We start from the raw sequence: 20,615 nt of genomic DNA on the forward strand, positions 1-20,615 counted from the left end.
CATTATCTTTAACAAGAGCTCAGATATAGATCAGTCGTCATCCCTTCCATCCAAATAACTAAACTCCATGATCTTGCCATCCTTTTTTAATCGTATCACTGTCTTCCTGTTACCACTGATTTTATTACAAGCCTGTTCTGGTAAACAAAGCCTATTTACACCATTGCCAGCACATAAGACCGGTATCTATTTTAAGAATACCATTACAGAAAACAATAATGATAGCACCCTGATCAGTGAGTTTGCCTACATGGGAGGAGGTGTAGGTATCGGTGATTTCAATAATGACGGGAAAAAGGATATTTTTTTCTCTGCCAACCAGGTGAGCAGCCGATTATACATTAATAATGGTCATCTTCAATTTCAAGACCAGACAGAAAAAGCAGGCGTTGCTACCCATGTTTGGGCGACCGGTGTAAGCATTGTGGATATCAACAATGATGGCTTTGATGACATTTACCTTTGTGTTTTCGGCAAAAACCTAAAACAACCCTCCAAGAATCTCTTATTCATCAATCAACACGATCTCACCTTTAAAGAGCAAGCTGAAGAATATGGCTTAGCAGATACCGGTTATTCGACACAAGCTGCCTTCCTTGATTATGACAAAGATGGTGACCTGGATATGTACCTGCTTAATTACCGTTTGAACGGCCCCAATGCCAATGATGTTTTTCCAAAAGATCTCAGCGGTAAATCAGTTGCCAATGACCGGCTGTATCGCAATGACGGAGATTCACATCACCAAGGGCATCCCCATTTTACGGATGTAAGTGCAGCAGCCTGTATAAAGGAAGACGGGTATGGATTGGGTGTTGCTGTGAGCGATTATAACGGTGATAACTGGCCGGATATATATGTTGCCAATGATTTTTTATCCAATGATGAATTATGGCTGAACAATAAGAATGGCACCTTTACCAATTGCATCAGCAGAACACTCAAACACCAGAGCTATTCGAGTATGGGAGCCGATGCGGCTGACATCAACAATGATGCTTTGCCAGACGTGGTCACACTGGATATGATGCCAGAATATAATGAACGGAAAAAACTGACTTACTCTTTTATGAATTACGAGCGTTACGAACTCGAGCGTTCTTTAGGTTATGAGCCAGAATTCATGCGTAATATGCTACAGTTAAATAATGGTGTACAAATACACCAAGACACTGCTCTACCCTTTTTTAGTGAAATAGGACAACTGGCCAACATATCGGAAACGGATTGGAGTTGGAGCGTACTCATGGCTGACTTTAACAACGATGGCTGGAAAGATATGCACATCACCAACGGGATCGGCAGGGATTATATTAATGCAGATTTTATACAGTACTCGGCCTCCCTGCAAAACCTAAGTTCAGAAATTGAAAAACGGAAATTGCTCAACAAGCGATTAGCAGCCCTGGAACATGTAGAGCTCAAAAATTATTTATACCTCAACAACCGGGATTATACCTTTAAAGATCAATCTATTGATGGTGGTATTGGTGAGCCATCCTTATCAGGTGGGGCCGCATATGCTGACCTGGATAATGATGGTGATCTAGACCTGGTGGTGAATAACATCAATAAAGATGCATTTGTATTGCTCAACAACACCATTCAAAAGAACAAGCCAGAAACCAATCATTCTTTACAGGTCATTTTACGAGGTAACAGCTTCAATAAAGATGGAATTGGAAGTAAGGTGCTGGTGTACCAGAAAGGACTGGTACAAATGCAGGAACAAATGCCTGTCCGGGGTTATATGTCTTCAGTGGACAGAACCCTGATTTTTGGTTTGGGTAGTGATATCAAAGTTGATTCATTGGTAGTGACCTGGAGCAACGATAAAAAACAAACCCTTACGAATATAAGATCAGACCAGGCAATTACGCTATTTCAAAATAAAGCAGTTGACGCCTTCTCTCCTGCCCCCTTACCTACCGCTCATTTATTTACGGATGTAACCTCACAAAGGAATGCACTCTATCAACACAAGGATGTGCCAGTAAACGACTTTGCCTGGCAACGATTGCTACCACAAAAGTATTCGCAATTGGGGCCATTTATAACTACAGGAGACGTGAATGGAGATGGGATGCAAGATTTTTTTGCAGGTGGAGGATTTAACTCCAAGGGCCAACTCTTTCTCCAGGATGCTCATGGAACCTTTCAATCCATCGGCCAAATTGCCAAGGATCCAATGCAGGAAGATTCGGACTGCCTCTTTTTTGACGCAGATGGAGACGGAGATCAGGATCTATTGATTACATATGGTGATATCCGGTACGAGGACACATCCGGGTATTACACGCCTCGTTTGTTTATCAATGATGGGAAAGGCAATTTTCAGCCAGATCACACAGCAATTCCGGGTTCCGTCAAAACTATTGCCGGTTGCGTCCGGGCTGCGGATTTTGACAAGGATGGAGATTTGGATCTATTTATTGGCGGAAGGGTTTCGAAAAGTTATCCTGCATCGCCACAAAGCTTTCTATTACAAAACGATCATGGAAAATTTACCGACGTCACCCTAAAAGTTTGTCCGGAATTGAAAAAGGCCGGTATGATCACATCAGTAGTTTGGGCAGATGTTGATCAAGACCAACAGCCAGAAATCATTATTGCCGGCGAATGGATGCCCATACGTTTTTTTAAGAACATCAAAGGGAGATTTAAAGAAATCACCAATATGACAGGCCTGGATCAGAATAGTGGCATGTGGAGAAGCCTAATTGCGGTTGATGCAGACAAGGATGGAGATCTGGATTTAATTGCAGGCAATTTGGGTCAAAACTGTAAATACCATATTTCTCCTACAGAGCCGATGATCCTATTTGCAAAAGACCTGGATAAAAACGGGAGCATTGACCCAATACCATTTTATTATATACGAGATGGTGAAAAAAGTAAGCATTTGTATCCTGCGATCAACAGAGACCTATTGGCAGACCAGGTACCAGCAGTAAAAAAGAAATTTTTAAAACATGAGAAATATGCGATGGCCGCCTTTCAGGATATCTTTCAAAACCAGGAAGGAGTCATAGAACTTATGTGTAACGAAACCAGCAGTTGTTATTTTGAAAATACAGGCAAAGGGAAGTTTATCAAGCATCCATTGCCGAAAGAGGCGCAGTTTGCTCCCGTCAATGCTATTCTTTGTGACGATTTTGATGGAGACGGCATCAATGATTTACTTATTGCGGGGAATGAATATCACACAGAAGTCATGACAGGAAGGTATGATGCATCTTATGGGCTTTTTTTGAAAGGAACAAAAAAGGGTTTTATACCGGTGCCGCCAATTCGAAGTGGATTTATCGTCAATGGAGACGTGCGGAGTATGACTATCGTAAACACAAAAGACAAAAGCAAGCTGGTTGTTGTAGGCATTAATGACGATTCTCTAAGGATCTTCTCAGTAAATACTGGTCATTAGGTAAATAGCCTTTCGTTGTTTGAAATGTACATTTCTATAGAAGCAGGCTACCAGGTTCTTTTACTCATTAATTTATCCAATTGAGCCCTGGTCATCTTGCCTAGTTCAGGATGCAGTTCCAGCCATTTCAAAAATTCAGCCTTGATCTGGTCGTTCCACTGGCTATCTATCTGGCCAGCCGTGTAGTGGCCGGATTTCACCATTTCAAAACCGAATTTATCCTTCCGGATCACAAATTCGGCCGTATTCACTACTTGTTCCGCTAAATGAGCTGGCACGAAAAGAACGCCTTCTTTTTGGGCTATCACCAAATCGCCGGGCAAAACCATTGTATTTCCAATACGAATAGGGGTATTCAGTCCCATCAGGACCATATCTTCCAAGAAAGAGGGATGGAAATCACGAACAAAAGCATTAAATCCATGAAGCATTCTTAACTCTTGCAAATCCCTGGCAGCGCCGTTAAAAATAACTCCATTGCCAGTTTTGGTATAGATCGAATTAGCCAAGGTAGCCCCTATTAAAGTTCCTCCCCCTATTTTACCAAAGCCATCTGCTACATAAACATCGCCTTTTGACAGCACTTCTATAGGCCAGGAATTCGTATTACCCTTTCTACCTTGTTGGGTCGTTCCACGTTCTTTTATCATTTTCTCCACATCGGGCCTGCTAGGCATGAACATAGCCGTAACAGCCCGCCCAGTTACGGGTGTTGTATCATTCACTGTTTTCCAGTTACTTTCAAACTGGTTTGTATACCCTTCATTTTTGAGTACAGTCCAGGCATCATCAATCATTATATGTTTCGCTCTTTCCAATAAATTGTCAGCAATTTTAGGCCGACCATCCGGAAACCTTTCCCCTTTCCACTCTGCCGTCAAGAAGATGAGCTCCTCTTTCGGAATGGTTTGTGCGCACAATGCACCTCCGCACCCAAGACTAAAAAGCAGTGATGATATAATAGCCAGATTGCATTTCATTATTTGATCTCTGATTTAAATTGAAAATGAAATTACTGATCGCCTTTACTCAAATAAGCTTCTATATCTTTTGAAGTGATGGCTAATTTTTTTGGATATTTAGCCACCCAAGCCCTGAATTCATTTTTGATCTTATCTGACCAGTCACCATGAATTTCTCCTGAGGGATATTTACTTTGTTGCAGGAGCACTCTTTCAAATTCATCACGCAGGGCCGTCATTTCAGATGCAGCCACGAGGCCTTCCACCAAGTGGGCAGGAATAAACACAGCACCATATTCATTAGCGAAGGCAATGTCACCAGGAAATACTGTAACCTCACCAATGCGTATTGGGGTATTAATGGCAGTAGGTGTCATATCCTTGATGTAAGATGGATCATGTCCTTTTACCCAGGCATTGAAACCTTTTGTATCTTTTAACTCCTGCATATCCCTGACAGATCCATAGAAGATCACCCCTTTCCCGGTTTTACCATAAATGGCATTACCCAGACTTGAACCTATTAAAGTGCCATCTTTCACTTTTCCAAAGCCGTCTGCTACGTAAATATCACCTTTGGTCAGTATATCAATGGGCCAGATATTGATCCCACCTTTCTGAGAACGTCCTTCGGCTTTACCTTCAGCCCTTATCAAGCTATCCAGGTCTGGCCTTGAAGGCATAAATTGAGCTGTTACCACCCGACCTACCATAGTCTCACCAGGCTTGAGGATGATCCAGTTCTTTTCTACCTGGTTGCGGTATCCTTTCCGACCCAAATAACCCCATATTTGCTCCAGGGTACAATATTGCAGTCTTTCCAAAACCAGATCAGACACCATGGGACGCCCATCAGCGAAACGTTCACCTTTCCATTCAGAAGTCAACATTTTGACGTATTCAGGAGTTGCACCTATACGTTGTGCGTGTGCATACAGATTGCATAAAACAAATGCAATCATGATTACTGCTGTTTTATTCATAGCTGGCAAGTACATTTTGAAATGAAATATATCGATATAAATTCTAACAAACAGTTTTCATCAATCTACCTTCATAATTTAGAGTGTATACTGAAATGAATATCCCCTAAATAAAAAAGAAAAAATTTTATCTGCCTTATTATGAATGCCAAAAAATAATTATCATAACTTGTATAGATAAATCATCCAGAACCATTCATACTCCTTATCCAAAATCCCTGTTATGAGTTCACGACGTGACTTTTTACAAAAGATTTCAGCATCAGCATTTAGTCTGCCTTTTTTAAGCTGGGCCAGTTGCACTGACAATAAAAGTTCACAGTATCAAACTCAAGAAGGCCCGGTATTACGGGTTGCCATTATGGGCCTGGGAAGTTATGGAAACCGGGTAGCAGAAGCTATGCAATCCTGTAAAAGAGCTAAAGTAGCGGGCGTTATTAGCGGCACTCCTTCTAAAATTAAAGACTGGCAATCCAGGTACAACATTCCAGACAAGAATTGCTACAATTATGAAAATTTTGACCGCATCAAGGATAATACAGACATAGATGCTGTTTACGTGATCACTCCAAATGCCTTACACCATGACCAGGTGATCAGAGTAGCCAAAGCCGGAAAGCATGCGATATGCGAAAAACCAATGGCTATTAACGCCAAAGAAGGGCAGGAAATGGTTGATGCCTGTAATAATGCCAATGTAAAGTTGCTTGTAGGCTACAGGATGCACTTTGAACCAAAGACACTTGAAATTATCCGGATGCGTAAAGAAGGTGAATTGGGTAAAATCATGTTTTTCCAGGGTTTATCTGGCTTTAGAATTGGTGATCCTAACCAATGGCGGCTGAATAAGCAACTTTCGGGTGGAGGTGCTATGATGGATATTGGAATTTATTCCATCAATGGTGCACGTTATATGGTAGGTGAAGAACCGGTATGGGTCACAGCACAGGAAACCAAAACCAACCTGGATAAATTCAAGGAAGGTGTTGATGAAACCATTCAATTTCAATTAGGTTTTCCCAGTGGAGCAGTCGCATCCTGCTTATCCACCTATAATATGAACTTTTTGGACCGCTTTTACTTAAACGGGCAGGAAGGTTTTGCTGAGTTGCAACCGGCAACCGGATATGGTCCCATCCAAGGGCGCACAAATAAAGGTGAGCTGACCCAGCCTCATATGACACACCAAACAGTGCAAATGGACGAAATGGCTGCAATTATCCTGGATGGCAAACAACCTATTGTAGCTGTAGATGGAGCAGAAGGAGTAAAAGATCTCAAAATTATCGACGCTATCTATTTGGCCGTGCAAACTGGTAAAAAAATAGATGTAAAGTTGTAGCAATGAAAAGAGTATTGCTCCTTATTACCCTTGCTTTTTTCTTTCTGAACCATTCAGCCTTTTCTCAAACTTTTGACCTGATTTTTGATCCATCCCTTCCACAGTCTACTTATGCAGCTGAACGACTTAAAAACAGTCTTTTGCATCATGGTTATGCTTTACAAAAAGAACAAGCTGAATACCAGATCAGCCTTGATACAAGCGATCACCAATTAGGTACAGAGGCATTCTCTATACAGTTGGAAGGCAAAAAGATCATTATTCATGGTGGGGACGCCAGGGGGCTCATCTATGGAGCTCTTTCACTTGCAGAAGATATCAATAACGGAATTCGACTTCAACAAATCAAACCGAAAAGCGAGCGTCCAAATCTTATGTTCCGTGGTATCAAGTTTGACTTGCCATGGGATACCTACCGACACAGTTATGCGCTCGATCTACATCAAGAGACCTGCAAAGATTTGAATTATTGGAAAGAGTTTTTGGATATGATGGTGGAGAACCGCTTCAATGCCCTTACACTTTGGAATCTTCATCCATATACTTATCTGATCAGGCCTAAAAACTTTCCGGAAGCAAGTCCTTTTCATGAAAAGGAAATGAAGGAATGGCAGCACCTGTTCCGCAGTATATTCCAGATGGCCAGGGAAAGAGGTATTGACACCTATCTCGTTCCCTTTAACATCTTTGTAAGTCCTGAATTTTCAAAAGCCTATCATGTAGCCATGGATAACCTGCAGCATGATTATTTTGTAAAAGGCGATACTTCTGAAATCATTAAACGATATACACGTGAGTGTGTCGCACAGGTGCTCCAGGAATATCCAGATCTTACAGGATTTGGTCTTACCCTTGGTGAAGGCATGGGAGGAATGACTCCACAGCAAAGAGAAGATTGGATGGAAGAAACGATTATTGAAGGCATGCGCATGGCCAAGCGTAAATCAAAATTGATCCATCGCATACCATTTTCCAGTACTAGCGGGTCGTTAGGACCTACGAGTATAGAAACAGAAAAACTAACCAGGAAAAGAATTGAAGAACAAGGTGCATTAGATTTTATTGAGGGGCCCGTATGGGCAGATCTGAAATACAACTGGTCGCATGCACATTCTACTCCAAAGTTGGTAAAAGTACACGGCGGAAAGTTATACGATACTTACTTTACACCAGAACCAAAGGAGTACAAGATCATCTGGACAGCGCGGAATGAAGATTTCTTTTGCTTGCGCTGGAGTGTTCCCGACTTTATCCGTAAACATATTGCTACCAACAACCAGTCTTATGTAGGTGGTTATTTAATAGGTTCGGAAACCTATATCCCTGCCAAAGATTATTTTACCAGGATCAATACAGGTGTTGATTGGAAATATGCTTTTCAAAGGCAATGGCTGTTTTATAAACTCTGGGGTAGATTACTATACAACCCGTCAACACCTGATGAAGTTTTCAGCGCAGAGTTTATTAAGCGATATGGAAAGCAAGCTGCTTCCTTATTAGAAGCAAACGCTCTTGCCGGAACCACTCCCCTACGTTTAGCTTCTTCGTTTGACTTTACCTGGGATTTTACCTTGTATAGTGAAGGATTTATGGCCCTGGACAATACAACCAGGAGAGCTGAGTATATATCTATTGACAGGCTCATTAACCAGCCTCCTACTGACCCGGACTTTATATCTATAAAGGATTATGTTGCCATAATAACAACTGGCGGAACTTTTGATTCCAACAAAATCACCCCACTTATCCTTGCCAGTATGCTGGAAAAAGATTGTCATAAAGCCCTGGAGTTGGTAAAAAAAATAAATACTTCACGGAATGCTTCACTGATGTATGAAGTGGCAGATGTGAAAGCCTGGTCCAATTTAGGGTTGCATTTTGCTGAAAAGTTAAGAGGAGGTGTAGCACTTCAAATCTATCGAGTGAAAGGAGGTGAAGAAAATAAAAACAATGCCGTAAAACACCTAAAAAATGCACTGAGTTTTTGGGACAAGGTTATTGATATAACACGACCTTTATACAACGATATGCCCCTGGTTCATTTTAGTGAAAGTGACAATAAAAATTGGAAAGAAAACGACCATCTTCGTTTCCATTGGGAAAAGCTCAGACCTGATGTTGCCAGGGATATTGAAACGGCAAGAAATACAAAGGAGTATGTGGCTAAATAATTTTGATAATAGTTTATAAATAGAAGCGAATCCCCTAAAAAAGGAAAAAAAATATATTTGTTTCAGTTTTAATGCAGGTCACGGGTTACTTCCGAGCCCGATCCGCCACGCAGAATATCTAAATCAGCTCCGAGATTCGCTTGTTGAACATGGTCGATATAAAATTTCACATAGCCCCTGGTTGCCAAAGGTTCCGGAGCCGTCCAGGCAGTTTTGCGTTTGGTTAATTCTTCTTCGCTTATATCCAGATGGAGTGTTCTACCTTTTACGTCCAACTCAATGAAATCACCATCTTTCACCAATGCCAAGGTTCCGCCAATAGCCGATTCAGGAGCTACATGCAATACGACTGTACCGGCAGCTGTACCGCTCATTCTGCCATCGGAAATGCGCACCATATCCTGAACGCCTTTTCTTAATAATTTTTCAGGCAGGTCAACGTTGCCCACTTCGGGCATGCCCGGATAACCTTTAGGCCCAACGCCTTTTAAAACGATAACTGAGTTTTCGTCTATTTCAAGATCAGGATCGTCTATCCGTTGATGATAGTCTTCCATACTTTCAAACACAACAGCCTTGCCCCTATGCTTCATTAGTTCCGGGGAAGCTGCTGAAGGTTTAATGATCGCACCACCTTCACAAAGATTTCCTTTCAACACAGCAATACCCGCCTCTTTTTTAAAGGGTTGATCAATAGAAGCAATTACATCTTGATTGTAACAAATGTTATTTGCATTATTATCACCAAGCTTACTTCCATTCACTGTTATAGCATCATTATGCAAGTAATCTTTTAACTCTTTCAACACGACAGGTAATCCTCCTGCATAATAAAAATCCTCCATTAAATATTTACCTGAAGGTTTGAGATTAACCAGCAATGGAATTTTACTTCCTATCCTGTCAAAATCTTCCAAACTCAGGTCAATGCCAATTCTCCCTGCAATTGCCAGCAGGTGAATGATAAAGTTGGTTGACCCGCCTACTGCAGCATTCACGACAATAGCATTTTCAAAAGCTTCACGAGTCAATATTTTAGAAATTGCCAGGTCTTCTTTTACCATTTCCACGATCCTTCTTCCAGATAGTTGCGCCATCACTTTTTTACGAGCGTCAACGGCAGGAATAGCGGCAGCACCTGGCAAAGTAAGCCCTAATGCTTCCACCATGCAGGCCATCGTAGAAGCGGTACCCATGGTCATGCAGTGGCCCTGACTTCTTGCCACCCCTATTTCCATTTCCAATATATCAGCTTCGGAATAATTACCTACTTTTTGTTTTTCCTTTATGGCCCAATTAAAAGATCCTGAGCCAACACATTCTCCTCTGAATCTCCCATTGAGCATCGGACCACCTGGAACAACAATCGTCGGAAGGTCAACACTACAGGCTCCCATGACCGTAGAAGGTGTTGTTTTATCACAACCCGTTAAAAGCACGACACCATCCAGCGGATTTGCACGAATAGATTCTTCTACATCCATGCTTGCCAGATTTCTAAAGAGCATGGTAGTAGGCCGCATAATCGTTTCACCCAAAGAAGTTACCGGGAACTCTAATGGAAATCCACCTGCTTCTACAACACCCCTCTTTACAATCTCTGCAAAATCCCGCAGGTGTCCGTTGCAAGGTGTCAATTCAGACCAGGTATTACAAATTCCAATTACAGGCTTGCCTCTAAAATAATCATCTGGGTAACCTTGATTGCGCAACCATGACCGATGTACAAAGCCCATTTTATCAGACTTTCCAAACCAATCATAGCTTCTTAGTTTTTTATCTGCCATAATGCGTGGTACAATAAGGAGCGTAATTTATTTTTTTCTTTCACCATTCACTAATCGCCAAATGCTTAAAGAATTATCATCCTTTAATTCTGCAGGCAATAAGCTTTGGGGAAAATCCTGATAACATACAGGACGTGTAAAACGATGAATAGCCAGTGTTCCCACAGATGTTGTTCTGCTGTCTGTTGTAGCAGGAAAAGGACCCCCATGCACCATAGCATGACAAACTTCCACACCTGTAGGATATCCATTGATCAATACTCTACCTACTTTTTGTTCCAGAATTGTTACTAATTCTGCGTATTCATTTAAATCCTCCTCTGTGCCTTGAATGGTAGCCGTAAGATGCCCACTCAATTGTTTTGCCACCTGTAATAATTCTTCTTTGCTATCTGCAGTAACTGTTAGCGTGGAAGGTCCAAAAACTTCTTCTTCCAATTCATGCCTTTGCTGAAACAAAGCTGCTGTTGCATGCAAAACATGTGGTGTACCACGAACACCTTCACCATCACTTTTCCCTTTAGCTAAAATACTTACACCATCGATGCTGCTTAACTTTTCTATGCCTTTCTGGTAGTTGTTTTGAATACCTGAAGTAAGCATGACACCGGCATTTATTTCATTAACCTGCCTTGATAATTGATCTATGAATTTGCTTTCATTTTCTGTTTGCCCGATAAATACCAGACCCGGATTTGTACAAAATTGCCCTACTCCCAAGGTTACAGAAGCAGCTAATTCCTGGGCTATCTTTTCTCCTTTCTCATTTAATATGCGTGGAAGGATAAAAACAGGATTTGTGCTGCCCATTTCTGCGTAAACCGGAATTGGACTGGGTCTTTTATTTGCCTCATCAAACAGAGCCTTACCGCCATAATATGAGCCGGTAAAACCAATTGCTTTAATTAAAGGGTGACGTACAATGGTCATTCCAACATCTGTGCTTCTTCCCTGTACCATAGAAAACGTTCCCTCCGGCATACCTGTTTTCCTGACGGCATTTTGAATAGCCAGACCAACCAGTTCAGAAGTTCCCGGGTGAGCGGGATGTGCTTTGAAAATTACAGTGCAACCCGCAGCGAGTGCAGCAACCGTATCTCCGCCAGCTACCGAAAAAGCTAAAGGAAAATTAGAAGCGCCAAATACACCTACGGGTCCCAGGGCTTTTTGCATACTACGTATATCAGGCTTCGGAAGTGGTTTACGATCAGGGTCTGCAGTATCAATCCTTGCATCTACCCATGAGCCTTCGCGAAGCAATTGAGCAAATAGTTTTAACTGGCCAACCGTTCTTCCCCGCTCCCCTGTCAATCTTGCTTCGGGCAAACCACTTTCTTCCATTGCCCGTACAATTAATTGATCATTTAAAGCTAAAATCTCATCAGCTATAGCTTCTAAAAATTCAGCCTTTTCCTTTCCTGTCTTGTTACGATATTGTTGAAAAGCATGGTTTGCTTTTTCAATGGCTTCATTAATTTCATTTGGTGAGGCTTCATAAAAAGCAGGTTCCAGCTTTTTGCCGGTTGCGGGGTTTTCACAAAAGAAAGTTGCGTTGCTTTCATTGGAAAGCTTATTGCCGATCATATTTTTTCCTGTCAATTCCATACTACTTAACAGTGTTAACGAGTGTGCCTATAGGTTGAATTGTAATACGTATCTCATCATCTTTTTGCAATGTAAAATCCGAGGAAGGAACAATGCCAGTTCCAGTCATCACCAGACAACCATAAGGAAATGAAGTTTCTCTATAAAGGTAAGATACCAGATCCTGAAATTTCCGTTTGATCTGATTGATGGCGATCTCTCCTTTAAATACAACATTTCCCTGGCGTATAATCTGCATTTGAATCAACGTGTCAGTAGGCAGAGGTTCTTCAGAAACATATATACAAGGACCGATAGCAGCACTACCATCGTAGGTTTTCGCCTGGGGAAGGTAGAGAGGATTCTCGCCCTCAATGCTTCTTGAGCTCATATCATTACCTACAGTATAACCTATGATCTTTCCTGAGGAAGTTACCGCTAATGTCAATTCAGGTTCTGGTACATCCCAAGTAGAATCTTTGCGAATGGTTACTTTTTCGCCAGGTCCTACAGCACGGTATGGAGCTGATTTAAAAAATATCTCCGGACGATCGGCTTCGTATACCCTGGCATAGAACTCACTGCCGCCGGTATTTTTGGATTCTTCCTGCCTTCCAACCTTACTTCTGTAATAAGTAACGCCGCATGCCCATATTTCCTGGCTTTGTATAGGTGCCTGAATATCTGATTGAATAATTTTTTTGGCTTCCGGATCCGGGTTTAAAACTTTGATTGCGTTTTCCAGTTTTGAATAAAGCTGGTCATCATTTACATAAGTATCCCAGCACTGGTCTTTGAGCAAATAATAACTATCCAATTTTTCTACGACAATTCCTTTTTTTGTTTTATACAATTTCATCGTCTTGTTTTATTAAGAATTAAAAATGGCATGTTCATCTTTCGAAAGGTAAAATGGTGCTTGATTTTTGCGTTAATTTTTGCTTGCGTGCATTCTTTTCATTCACTGCAAAAATTGTAAACATTGCCGATAACAAAACTGAACCAGCCATGAAAATATAAGATGCACCGAAACCTCCGGTTGTTCCATTTAAATAACCAACAAAATAGGAACCGGCAAATGATCCCAGTGCTCCAAAACTATTGATTATTGCCATAGCTCCACCAACGACATTAGCAGGTAATATTTCCGGTATGATCGCAAAGAATGGACCATAAGGAGCATACATTGCAGTACCTGCAATAACAAGCAATATAAACGATAACCAGAAATTAGTGGTTCCTACTAAATACGAACCGTAAAAAGCAAGTCCTGCGATCAAGAGAAGTGGCCAGACAAAGGATTTTCTCTTTAGACTTTTGTCAGATAAATAGGAGGTGCACAGCATGCCAAGGATTGCGAAAATATAGGGTATTGATGCCAGCCATCCAGTTCTTACGATATTCATATCTGGTGCTGCTTTAATAATAGAAGGAAGCCACATAACAAATCCATAAACACCAATACTCCAAAGAGCATATTGGAGACATAATAAAATTACTGTTCTAGATTTGAAGGCTACTACATAGTTTTTAACTGGCTTGATTCCTTGTTGCTCATTCAGCAATTGTGTTTCAAGTTCTTGTTTCTCGTTCTGGGTTAACCATTTTGCATCGTTAGGTCTGTCATCTACCAGTCGCCACCAAAAGAAAGCCCAAATGACAGCAGGTAAGCCTTCCAAAATGAACATCCACCTCCAGCCTAAAGCATCGATCAAATACCCGGATAAGATGGACATCCAGAGAATGGTTGCTGGGTTGCCCAGAATTAAAAAAGTATTGGCCCGCGAACGTTCAGATTTTGTAAACCACCGGCTTAATAAAATGAGCATGGCTGGAAATACAGCACTCTCCACAATACCGAGTATAAAACGAATAGCCATTAAAACGGTTATATTACTGATCATTCCGGTAGCAGCAGCGCATATACCCCATAGGATCAATGACCAAAATATCAACTTCTTAGCACTTTTCCTGGCTGCATAATGTGCTCCAGGAATTTGGAAAATGAAATAGCCAAGAAAGAAAAGAGAAGCTAACAGAGAAGACATGGCTGCAGTAATGTGCAGGTCCTCAGCCATTTTACCAGCCGCAGCGAATCCGAAATTGGCACGGTCAAGATAAGCCATACTATAGGTGACAAAAACAAATGGAATGAGACGGTACCAACGGGAAGGAGCAATCGCTTTATCCATGGATTATTGATGAAAAAGGAATACTATTAACTGAAAATGCGGTCGTGTGAATTTTTATCATTCCAATCAGGTGTAGGAGCAAAATAGCTTTTATCACCTGGATGAAGATGTTGTTTCACTACGTCTTCATTCAATTCGATTCCTAATCCGGGTGCTGTAAGCGGAAGATTTGCAAATCCTTTTGTGATTAATTTCCTACCATCGGTAGTTTTCACCAGATCCTCCCACCAGGTTAAGTCTACAGAATGGTGTTCCAAGGCTAAAAAGTTTTGTGTTGCGGCAGCACAATGCACATTGGCCATAAAAGAAACAGGAGTGCCTGCCTGGTGCATGGCCATTGCAATTCCGTGCTCTTCAGCATAATCGCCAATTCTTTTCGTTTCCAGAAGTCCGCCAGATGAAGCCAGATCAGGGTGAACAATATCCACTGCACGTGCATCTATCAACGGTTTAAAATTCTTCAACAGATAAATATCTTCACCAGTAAGTGTAGGAGTTTCCAAGGCATCTGTCATCATTTTCCACTGGTCAGTATATTCCCATGAAACTATATCTTCCAGCCATGCGAGCCTGTATTTTTCCAATGCCCGGCCCAGACGTATGCCATTATTATAATCAAAATGCCCATAGTGATCTGTTGATAACGGAATGTCGTAGCCTACCATGCCACGCACATTCTCTACAATTCGAGAAAGTTCTTCAAGGCCTTTATCTGTAATTTGTATTTGGGTAAAAGGATGTAGTGTATTGCCATAAGACATATAATTGCTTAGATCTCCCCACTGAGCTAAAACTCCTTGTTGATTTTGCCAGAATTTTGAGTTTACCAATGTATCGGGTTTGCCTTTTAATTCGCCGATTGAAACATCCATCTTCAGCCAGGTATATCCCTGATCATTTACACGATAATTAATCAGCTTTTTTTGTTCTTCAGGGGATCCTGCTTCCGGCGTATCGGCATATAATCTAATTTTATCCCGGTACATTCCACCCAGCAATTGCCAGGCAGGAACATTATATGCCTTACCACATAAATCCCATAGTGCCATTTCTATAGCACAAACTCCTCCTGCCTGACGAGACTGGCCTCCAAACTGCCTGATCTTTTTAAAGATCATTTCTACATTACAGGGATTCTCACCCAGTATCCGGCTTTTTAAAATCAATGCATAGCGTACATCTGCGCCATCTCTTACTTCACCTAATCCATAAATCCCCTGATTGGTATCAATTCGGATAATGGCAGTACGACCCAAAACTGTTGTAACACAATACCGCAAGTCTGTGATCTTCAAGTCTGTTGGTTTGGAAAAACGGCTTACTTTGGAAGTACTTTGTGCAACCACTTCTTCTATAGGCGAAAACATAAAGGCTCCACCCAAGGCTATACCACCCAAAGCAGTTTTCTTTAAAAAGGAACGCCGGCTATTTTCCTGTACGTTTTCTTTATTGACTTCTTCCTTGTTGTCCTGTTCTGTGATACCAAGTCTGGATAAGAACCTTTGTGATGGAGACATAATTGATACTTTTTATGGTTATGGTTAATAAAGTAGTCATTAGCATTCCTACCATTTAGCAATCACACTTCCAGAGGTTACCAAAATAACAATAAAATTATTAATACCTTCAAAAAAAATTATGATCCCAGTAGCATAAATGAACGCTATTTGCTTAAAATTTGCGGTCTTCACTTAATATTTATCGTGTTTGAAAGAAAAAAACCTCCATACTGGAGGTTTTAGTCATTTAGAAATGTGAGCATAAAAATTAAAGAGGAAAACGGATTACTTTCCTATTACAATTTCAACTTACCTGTCAACCGAATATCCCTGGATGAACTACCAACAAATAGTGTAAAGCCTCCTTTCTCTAACACCCACTGCTGTAGCATATCATTATAATACTGAAATGCTTCTTTAGTAAGATTCACTGTTACCGTTTTGGACTCTCCTGGATTCAAAAAAACCTTTTGAAAGCCTTTCAGCTCTTTTTCCGGACGGCGGAGTATTGACTCATCATCTTTTACATACACCTGTGCTACTTCTGCACCTGCTGTTTTGCCCACATTACTTACAGTGAATGTAACTGTAGCACTTTCATTTCCTGGCTCTACTTTCAGGTTGCTGTATTTGAATGTGGTGTAAGAAAGCCCATGACCAAAAGCAAACTGCGGTTCCACATTATAAGTATCAAAGTAGCGGTAGCCAACAAAAATGTCATCATTGTAATGAACCATCACACTATCACCAGGATATTGCCCCAGTGCATGTGCGGGACTTTGTGATAATGTTTTAGGGAAGGTCATGGGCAATTTGCCTGAGGGGTTCACTGCTCCAAAGATAATTTTGGCCAAAGCATTGCCGCCTTCCATTCCCGGATACCAGGACTGTATCACAGAAGGTGTATGATCAATCCATTTACTTACATCAATAGGACCGCCTCCCATTAAAACAACTATTGTTTTAGGATTTGCTTTCACAACGGCGTTGATCAGTTCATTTTGTCCAAAAGGCATATCCATATCAGGTTTATCAGTACCCTCAGCATCATAAGCATTGTCACTCCAGTCATATTTATTATAACCATGTGTCCATCCACCTACTACAATTGCAATGTCAGCTTTTTTAGCTGCTGCTACAGCCTCATTGATCATTTGCTGGTCGGGGCCAGCACCTTTTGTGATGGAATAACCAGGAGCATATGAAATCTTTATTTTGCCAGCAGTTATTGCTTTAAATCCTTCTAAAGGTGTGATTTCATAGCGAGTACGCACCTGCGAGCTGCCTCCTCCTTCTGATTGCAGCCTGTTAGCATTAACACCAATTACTGCAATGGATTTTATAGAGGATTGCTTTAAAGGCAACAAGTTGCCGTTCTTTAAAAGGACAATACCTTCTTCTGCAACTTTCAAGGCTGTTTGAGCGTGCTCCTTTGTACTAAAAGTGCCCTGCTTTCTTTTACCAAACATGTCTGTTTTGTGCATCACATACAGTATTCTTCTCACCTTTTCATCAATCAGCTTCTCATCCACTCTGCCGGCTTTCACCAAAGCAATGACTGTATCACCTAGATAAAATTTACCGTAATTTGGATTGGGAAGCATATCCAGATCGGTACCCATTTCCAGGTCTGTACCATTCCAGAGTGCCTCCATGGTATTGTGCACTGCACTCCAGTCACTCATTAGCACTCCTTTGAAACCCAACTCTCCTTTCAATATTTTGTTTACCAGGTAATCGTTATGGGTACAAAACTGCCCTCTGAACTTATTGTAAGCGCCCATTACAGTATAGACACCACCTTCCTGAACAGCAGCCTTAAAGCCGGGAAGATAAATTTCCCGCAATGCCCGTTCACTCATGAGTACATTGATGCTGCCTCTTCTTGTTTCCTGGTTATTGGCCAAGTAATGCTTGGCACAAGCAGCTACTCCCTGATCCTGAACACCTTTGATGTATCCCACTACCATTTTTGAAATGAGATAGGGATCTTCACTCTGGTATTCAAAGTTTCTTCCGTTTAAAGCTGAGCGGATAATATTCAGACCTGGGCCGAGGATCACATCCTTTCCTCTATAGTTTGCTTCGCTGCCCAATACGGAACCAAAAGCATAGCCTAATTGAGGATTCCATGTGGCAGCCAGACAAACACCTGTTGGCAGGTAAGTGGCACTATCAAATACATGATCATTATCATGTTCCATGCGGACACCATGGGGACCGTCGCTCATCGTTAACTCTGGTATGTTTAATCTTTTTACGCCAGCAGATGTAAAAGTAGAATTGCCATGGATCATGCCCACTTTTTCTTCCAGGGTCATTTGCTTTATTTGCTGTTCGATTTTCTGGTAGATAGCATTATCTCCCTGGAAAATAGCTGCATCGACATTTGCTGTTTGCGCTTTTGCCTGCCCACCAGCCGTCATCAATGCATAGACTATAACCAGTGAACAAGATGCTTTAACAATGTTTCCTTTCATTTGTTTTCTTTTGAGTGAGATTTATTTAATTACACTAAGTACTTTTTGGAATTTTATATCAGCAGAAGAAGTTCCTACCATCAGTTTTACCTTGTCTTCCTCCAAAACAAAACTGTGCGTTGTTTCGTCCCAATACCTTAATTGATCTGCTGTCAGTTTCAACTGAACGTTCTTTTGTTCTCCTGGAGATAAGTTGATTCTCTGGAATGCTTTTAATTCTTTTTGTGGTCGTGCTACTTCTGAATTCAAGTGCTGTATATACAACTGAACCACCTCGTCTCCTTTCAGCTTCCCTGTATTCTTAATTCGTACGTTTACTGTAATGACTCCATTCCTTTTGATATCATTAGCAGATGTATTGAAATCTGATAGAAAGAATGTGGTATAGCTGAGTCCATAACCAAACGGATATAAAGGTGTTCCTTTAAAATACTGGTACGTTCTCCCATTACGGATATTATAATCCATCATAGGTGGTAACTGCTCCATGGAACGGGGCCATGTTTGCACTAGTTTACCACCCGGGTTATAATCTCCAAACAAAACATCAGCTAGAGCTGCTCCCTGTTCCTGGCTGTTGTGTGTCATGTGCAAAATTGCAGAAATGTTATGCTGTGTCCAGGTAATTGCATAGGGAAAAGAGGCCAGCAAGGCAACTATCACTTTCGGATTGATCCTATATACCTTTTTGATCAGTTCTTCCTGTTCCAGGTAAATAAACCTCCGATCTACAGCCTCTTTTCCATCGCTTGGCGTAGGGCATAGTTCCCAGCCGGCATTGCACCAAGTGTGGTTACCTACTACCATCAATACATAATCAGCTTTAGAAGCCAGCATCTGAACGCTGTCTGTATTTTGCCCTGTTGTCCATTGGACATCAACACCTGCACCCAACTTTTTTCTGATGCCTTCTTCAACTGATATTGTATAAGGTGGAGTGCCACTGTACCAATCCAATAATACTTGGTTGGCATAAGGGCCAATTATGACAATTGATTTTATGCTGTTTTTATTTAGAGGGAGGAATCCATCTTCATTCTTCAGCAGTACAATTGACTTACGGGTAACCTCTCTTACCAATTCTTTGTTTTGTTCTGATAGCCAAGGCTCCGCTCCGTCTTTTATGCTGGCGTAAGGCACCATACCAGGTGGATCTAATAAACCCAACTTGATCATCACTCTGAAATTGCCCCTGATTACTTCGTCTATATCACCTTCTTTCAGTATGCCTTCCTGTATCGCTTTTTGAATAGAACCTGTGTGTTGATCCAGAAACTGGTTGATGCCAGCTTTTACACCGGCAGCTGCGGCCCAGGTACTATCTGGATAATATTTATGCTCTTTCCATAACAATCGCAAAGCACCACCGTCGGTACAAATAATTCCATTCTGTCCCCATTCTTTTACGGTGACCTCTTTCAAAATAGGATGAACCATCATAGGAATCCCATTGTACTTATTGTATGCAGCCATGTATGCTCTAGAGCCAGCCTCGATTCCCATTTTAAAGGGAAGTGCATAATATTCCCTGAACAAACGTTCATCGAAGTCGGACGTAGAACGCACCCTGTCGTTCTCGTTACTATTGGCCAAGAAGTGTTTCATGAGAGAGGCCACCTGCCAATATTTTGGGTGATCGCCTTGGAGGCCTTTTACATAAGCTTGCGTCATCAATCCATTGAAATAAGCATCTTCGCCATAACACTCCTCTGTTCTTCCCCAACGGGGATCGCGGCCCAGGTCTGCATTGGGTGCCCTCACCACTAAGCCACCAGTATTGTACTTTTCAGATTGAAAGATATACCTGGCCTCATAACCTTCTACATTTGCAACCTTACGCACCAAGGCTGTATCCCATGTTTCAGCCATGCCATAAGCTTGAGGAAACGTAGTTGTGGTCACTAGTTTACGCCGCCCCCAGCCGCCCGGACCACCTAAGGCAACGCCGTGTAATCCTTCAATATGACCAGAGCCTTTTATGCCTAACCTGGGAATAGATGGATTTGTACCCAGACAAACGATTTTTTCATCAAGGGTCAATAAGGAAATGATGTTATCAATCCTTTTTTCTGCTTCTAAGTCGGGGTTTTGAAACGGATACAGGTATTGTGCATGTATGGCTGTGCGAAAAAGAATACCTGCCAGCAATGTCAAACACAAAATGACCTTCGTTCTATAAGTGGAGTTCATC

At 41.5% G+C, this 20,615-nt stretch carries 12 protein-coding genes; 3 read left to right on the forward strand and 9 right to left on the reverse strand.

Annotated elements, in window-relative coordinates; all coding sequences use genetic code 11:
* Positions 1 to 67: 67 nt before the first annotated feature.
* On the forward strand, positions 68 to 3,424 hold the full coding sequence (locus OCK74_RS13630) for a VCBS repeat-containing protein (protein WP_279297600.1): 3,357 nt from the start codon (positions 68 to 70) through the stop codon (positions 3,422 to 3,424).
* Between the two features lie 47 nt (positions 3,425 to 3,471).
* Here OCK74_RS13630 and OCK74_RS13635 read toward each other — a convergent pair whose 3' ends face one another.
* Both OCK74_RS13635 and OCK74_RS13640 read right to left on the reverse strand, forming a co-directional pair.
* Positions 3,472 to 4,404, reverse strand: coding sequence for an RraA family protein (locus OCK74_RS13635; protein ID WP_279297601.1), 933 nt, complete (start codon positions 4,402 to 4,404; stop codon positions 3,472 to 3,474).
* A 32-nt stretch (positions 4,405 to 4,436) separates the two neighbouring features.
* Positions 4,437 to 5,369: an RraA family protein gene (locus OCK74_RS13640; protein ID WP_279297602.1), complete on the reverse strand. Its 933-nt coding sequence runs from the start codon at positions 5,367 to 5,369 to the stop codon at positions 4,437 to 4,439.
* Between the two features lie 223 nt (positions 5,370 to 5,592).
* On the opposite strand from OCK74_RS13640, the gene OCK74_RS13645 reads away from it, so the two are divergent.
* On the forward strand, positions 5,593 to 6,711 hold the full coding sequence (locus tag OCK74_RS13645; RefSeq protein WP_279297603.1) for a Gfo/Idh/MocA family protein: 1,119 nt from the start codon (positions 5,593 to 5,595) through the stop codon (positions 6,709 to 6,711).
* A 2-nt stretch (positions 6,712 to 6,713) separates the two neighbouring features.
* Complete coding sequence (locus OCK74_RS13650) at positions 6,714 to 8,882, forward strand: glycoside hydrolase family 20 zincin-like fold domain-containing protein (RefSeq protein WP_279297604.1); 2,169 nt, start codon at positions 6,714 to 6,716, stop codon at positions 8,880 to 8,882.
* 68 nt (positions 8,883 to 8,950) lie between these two features.
* Here the strand turns inward: OCK74_RS13650 and OCK74_RS13655 are convergent, their stop codons facing one another.
* The 7 genes from OCK74_RS13655 to OCK74_RS13685 form a co-directional block, all read right to left on the reverse strand.
* Positions 8,951 to 10,669, reverse strand: coding sequence for an IlvD/Edd family dehydratase (locus OCK74_RS13655; protein ID WP_279297605.1), 1,719 nt, complete (start codon positions 10,667 to 10,669; stop codon positions 8,951 to 8,953).
* Between the two features lie 27 nt (positions 10,670 to 10,696).
* Positions 10,697 to 12,274: an aldehyde dehydrogenase (NADP(+)) gene (locus OCK74_RS13660; RefSeq protein WP_279297606.1), complete on the reverse strand. Its 1,578-nt coding sequence runs from the start codon at positions 12,272 to 12,274 to the stop codon at positions 10,697 to 10,699.
* A 1-nt stretch (position 12,275) separates the two neighbouring features.
* Positions 12,276 to 13,112, reverse strand: coding sequence for a fumarylacetoacetate hydrolase family protein (locus tag OCK74_RS13665; protein ID WP_279297607.1), 837 nt, complete (start codon positions 13,110 to 13,112; stop codon positions 12,276 to 12,278).
* A gap of 34 nt (positions 13,113 to 13,146) precedes the next feature.
* Complete coding sequence (locus tag OCK74_RS13670; RefSeq protein ID WP_279297608.1) at positions 13,147 to 14,445, reverse strand: MFS transporter; 1,299 nt, start codon at positions 14,443 to 14,445, stop codon at positions 13,147 to 13,149.
* A 26-nt stretch (positions 14,446 to 14,471) separates the two neighbouring features.
* Positions 14,472 to 15,962: a mandelate racemase/muconate lactonizing enzyme family protein gene (locus OCK74_RS13675; protein WP_279297609.1), complete on the reverse strand. Its 1,491-nt coding sequence runs from the start codon at positions 15,960 to 15,962 to the stop codon at positions 14,472 to 14,474.
* Between the two features lie 278 nt (positions 15,963 to 16,240).
* Complete coding sequence (locus OCK74_RS13680; protein ID WP_279297610.1) at positions 16,241 to 18,424, reverse strand: beta-glucosidase family protein; 2,184 nt, start codon at positions 18,422 to 18,424, stop codon at positions 16,241 to 16,243.
* A 21-nt stretch (positions 18,425 to 18,445) separates the two neighbouring features.
* The gene (locus tag OCK74_RS13685) at positions 18,446 to 20,614 is read right to left on the reverse strand and encodes a glycoside hydrolase family 3 C-terminal domain-containing protein (RefSeq protein WP_279297611.1); all 2,169 of its coding nucleotides are present in this window, start codon (positions 20,612 to 20,614) and stop codon (positions 18,446 to 18,448) included.
* Position 20,615: the final 1 nt, after the last annotated feature.

The sequence above is a fragment of the Paraflavisolibacter caeni genome (assembly GCF_025628885.1).
GTDB lineage: Bacteria > Bacteroidota > Bacteroidia > Chitinophagales > Chitinophagaceae > Flavisolibacter > Flavisolibacter caeni.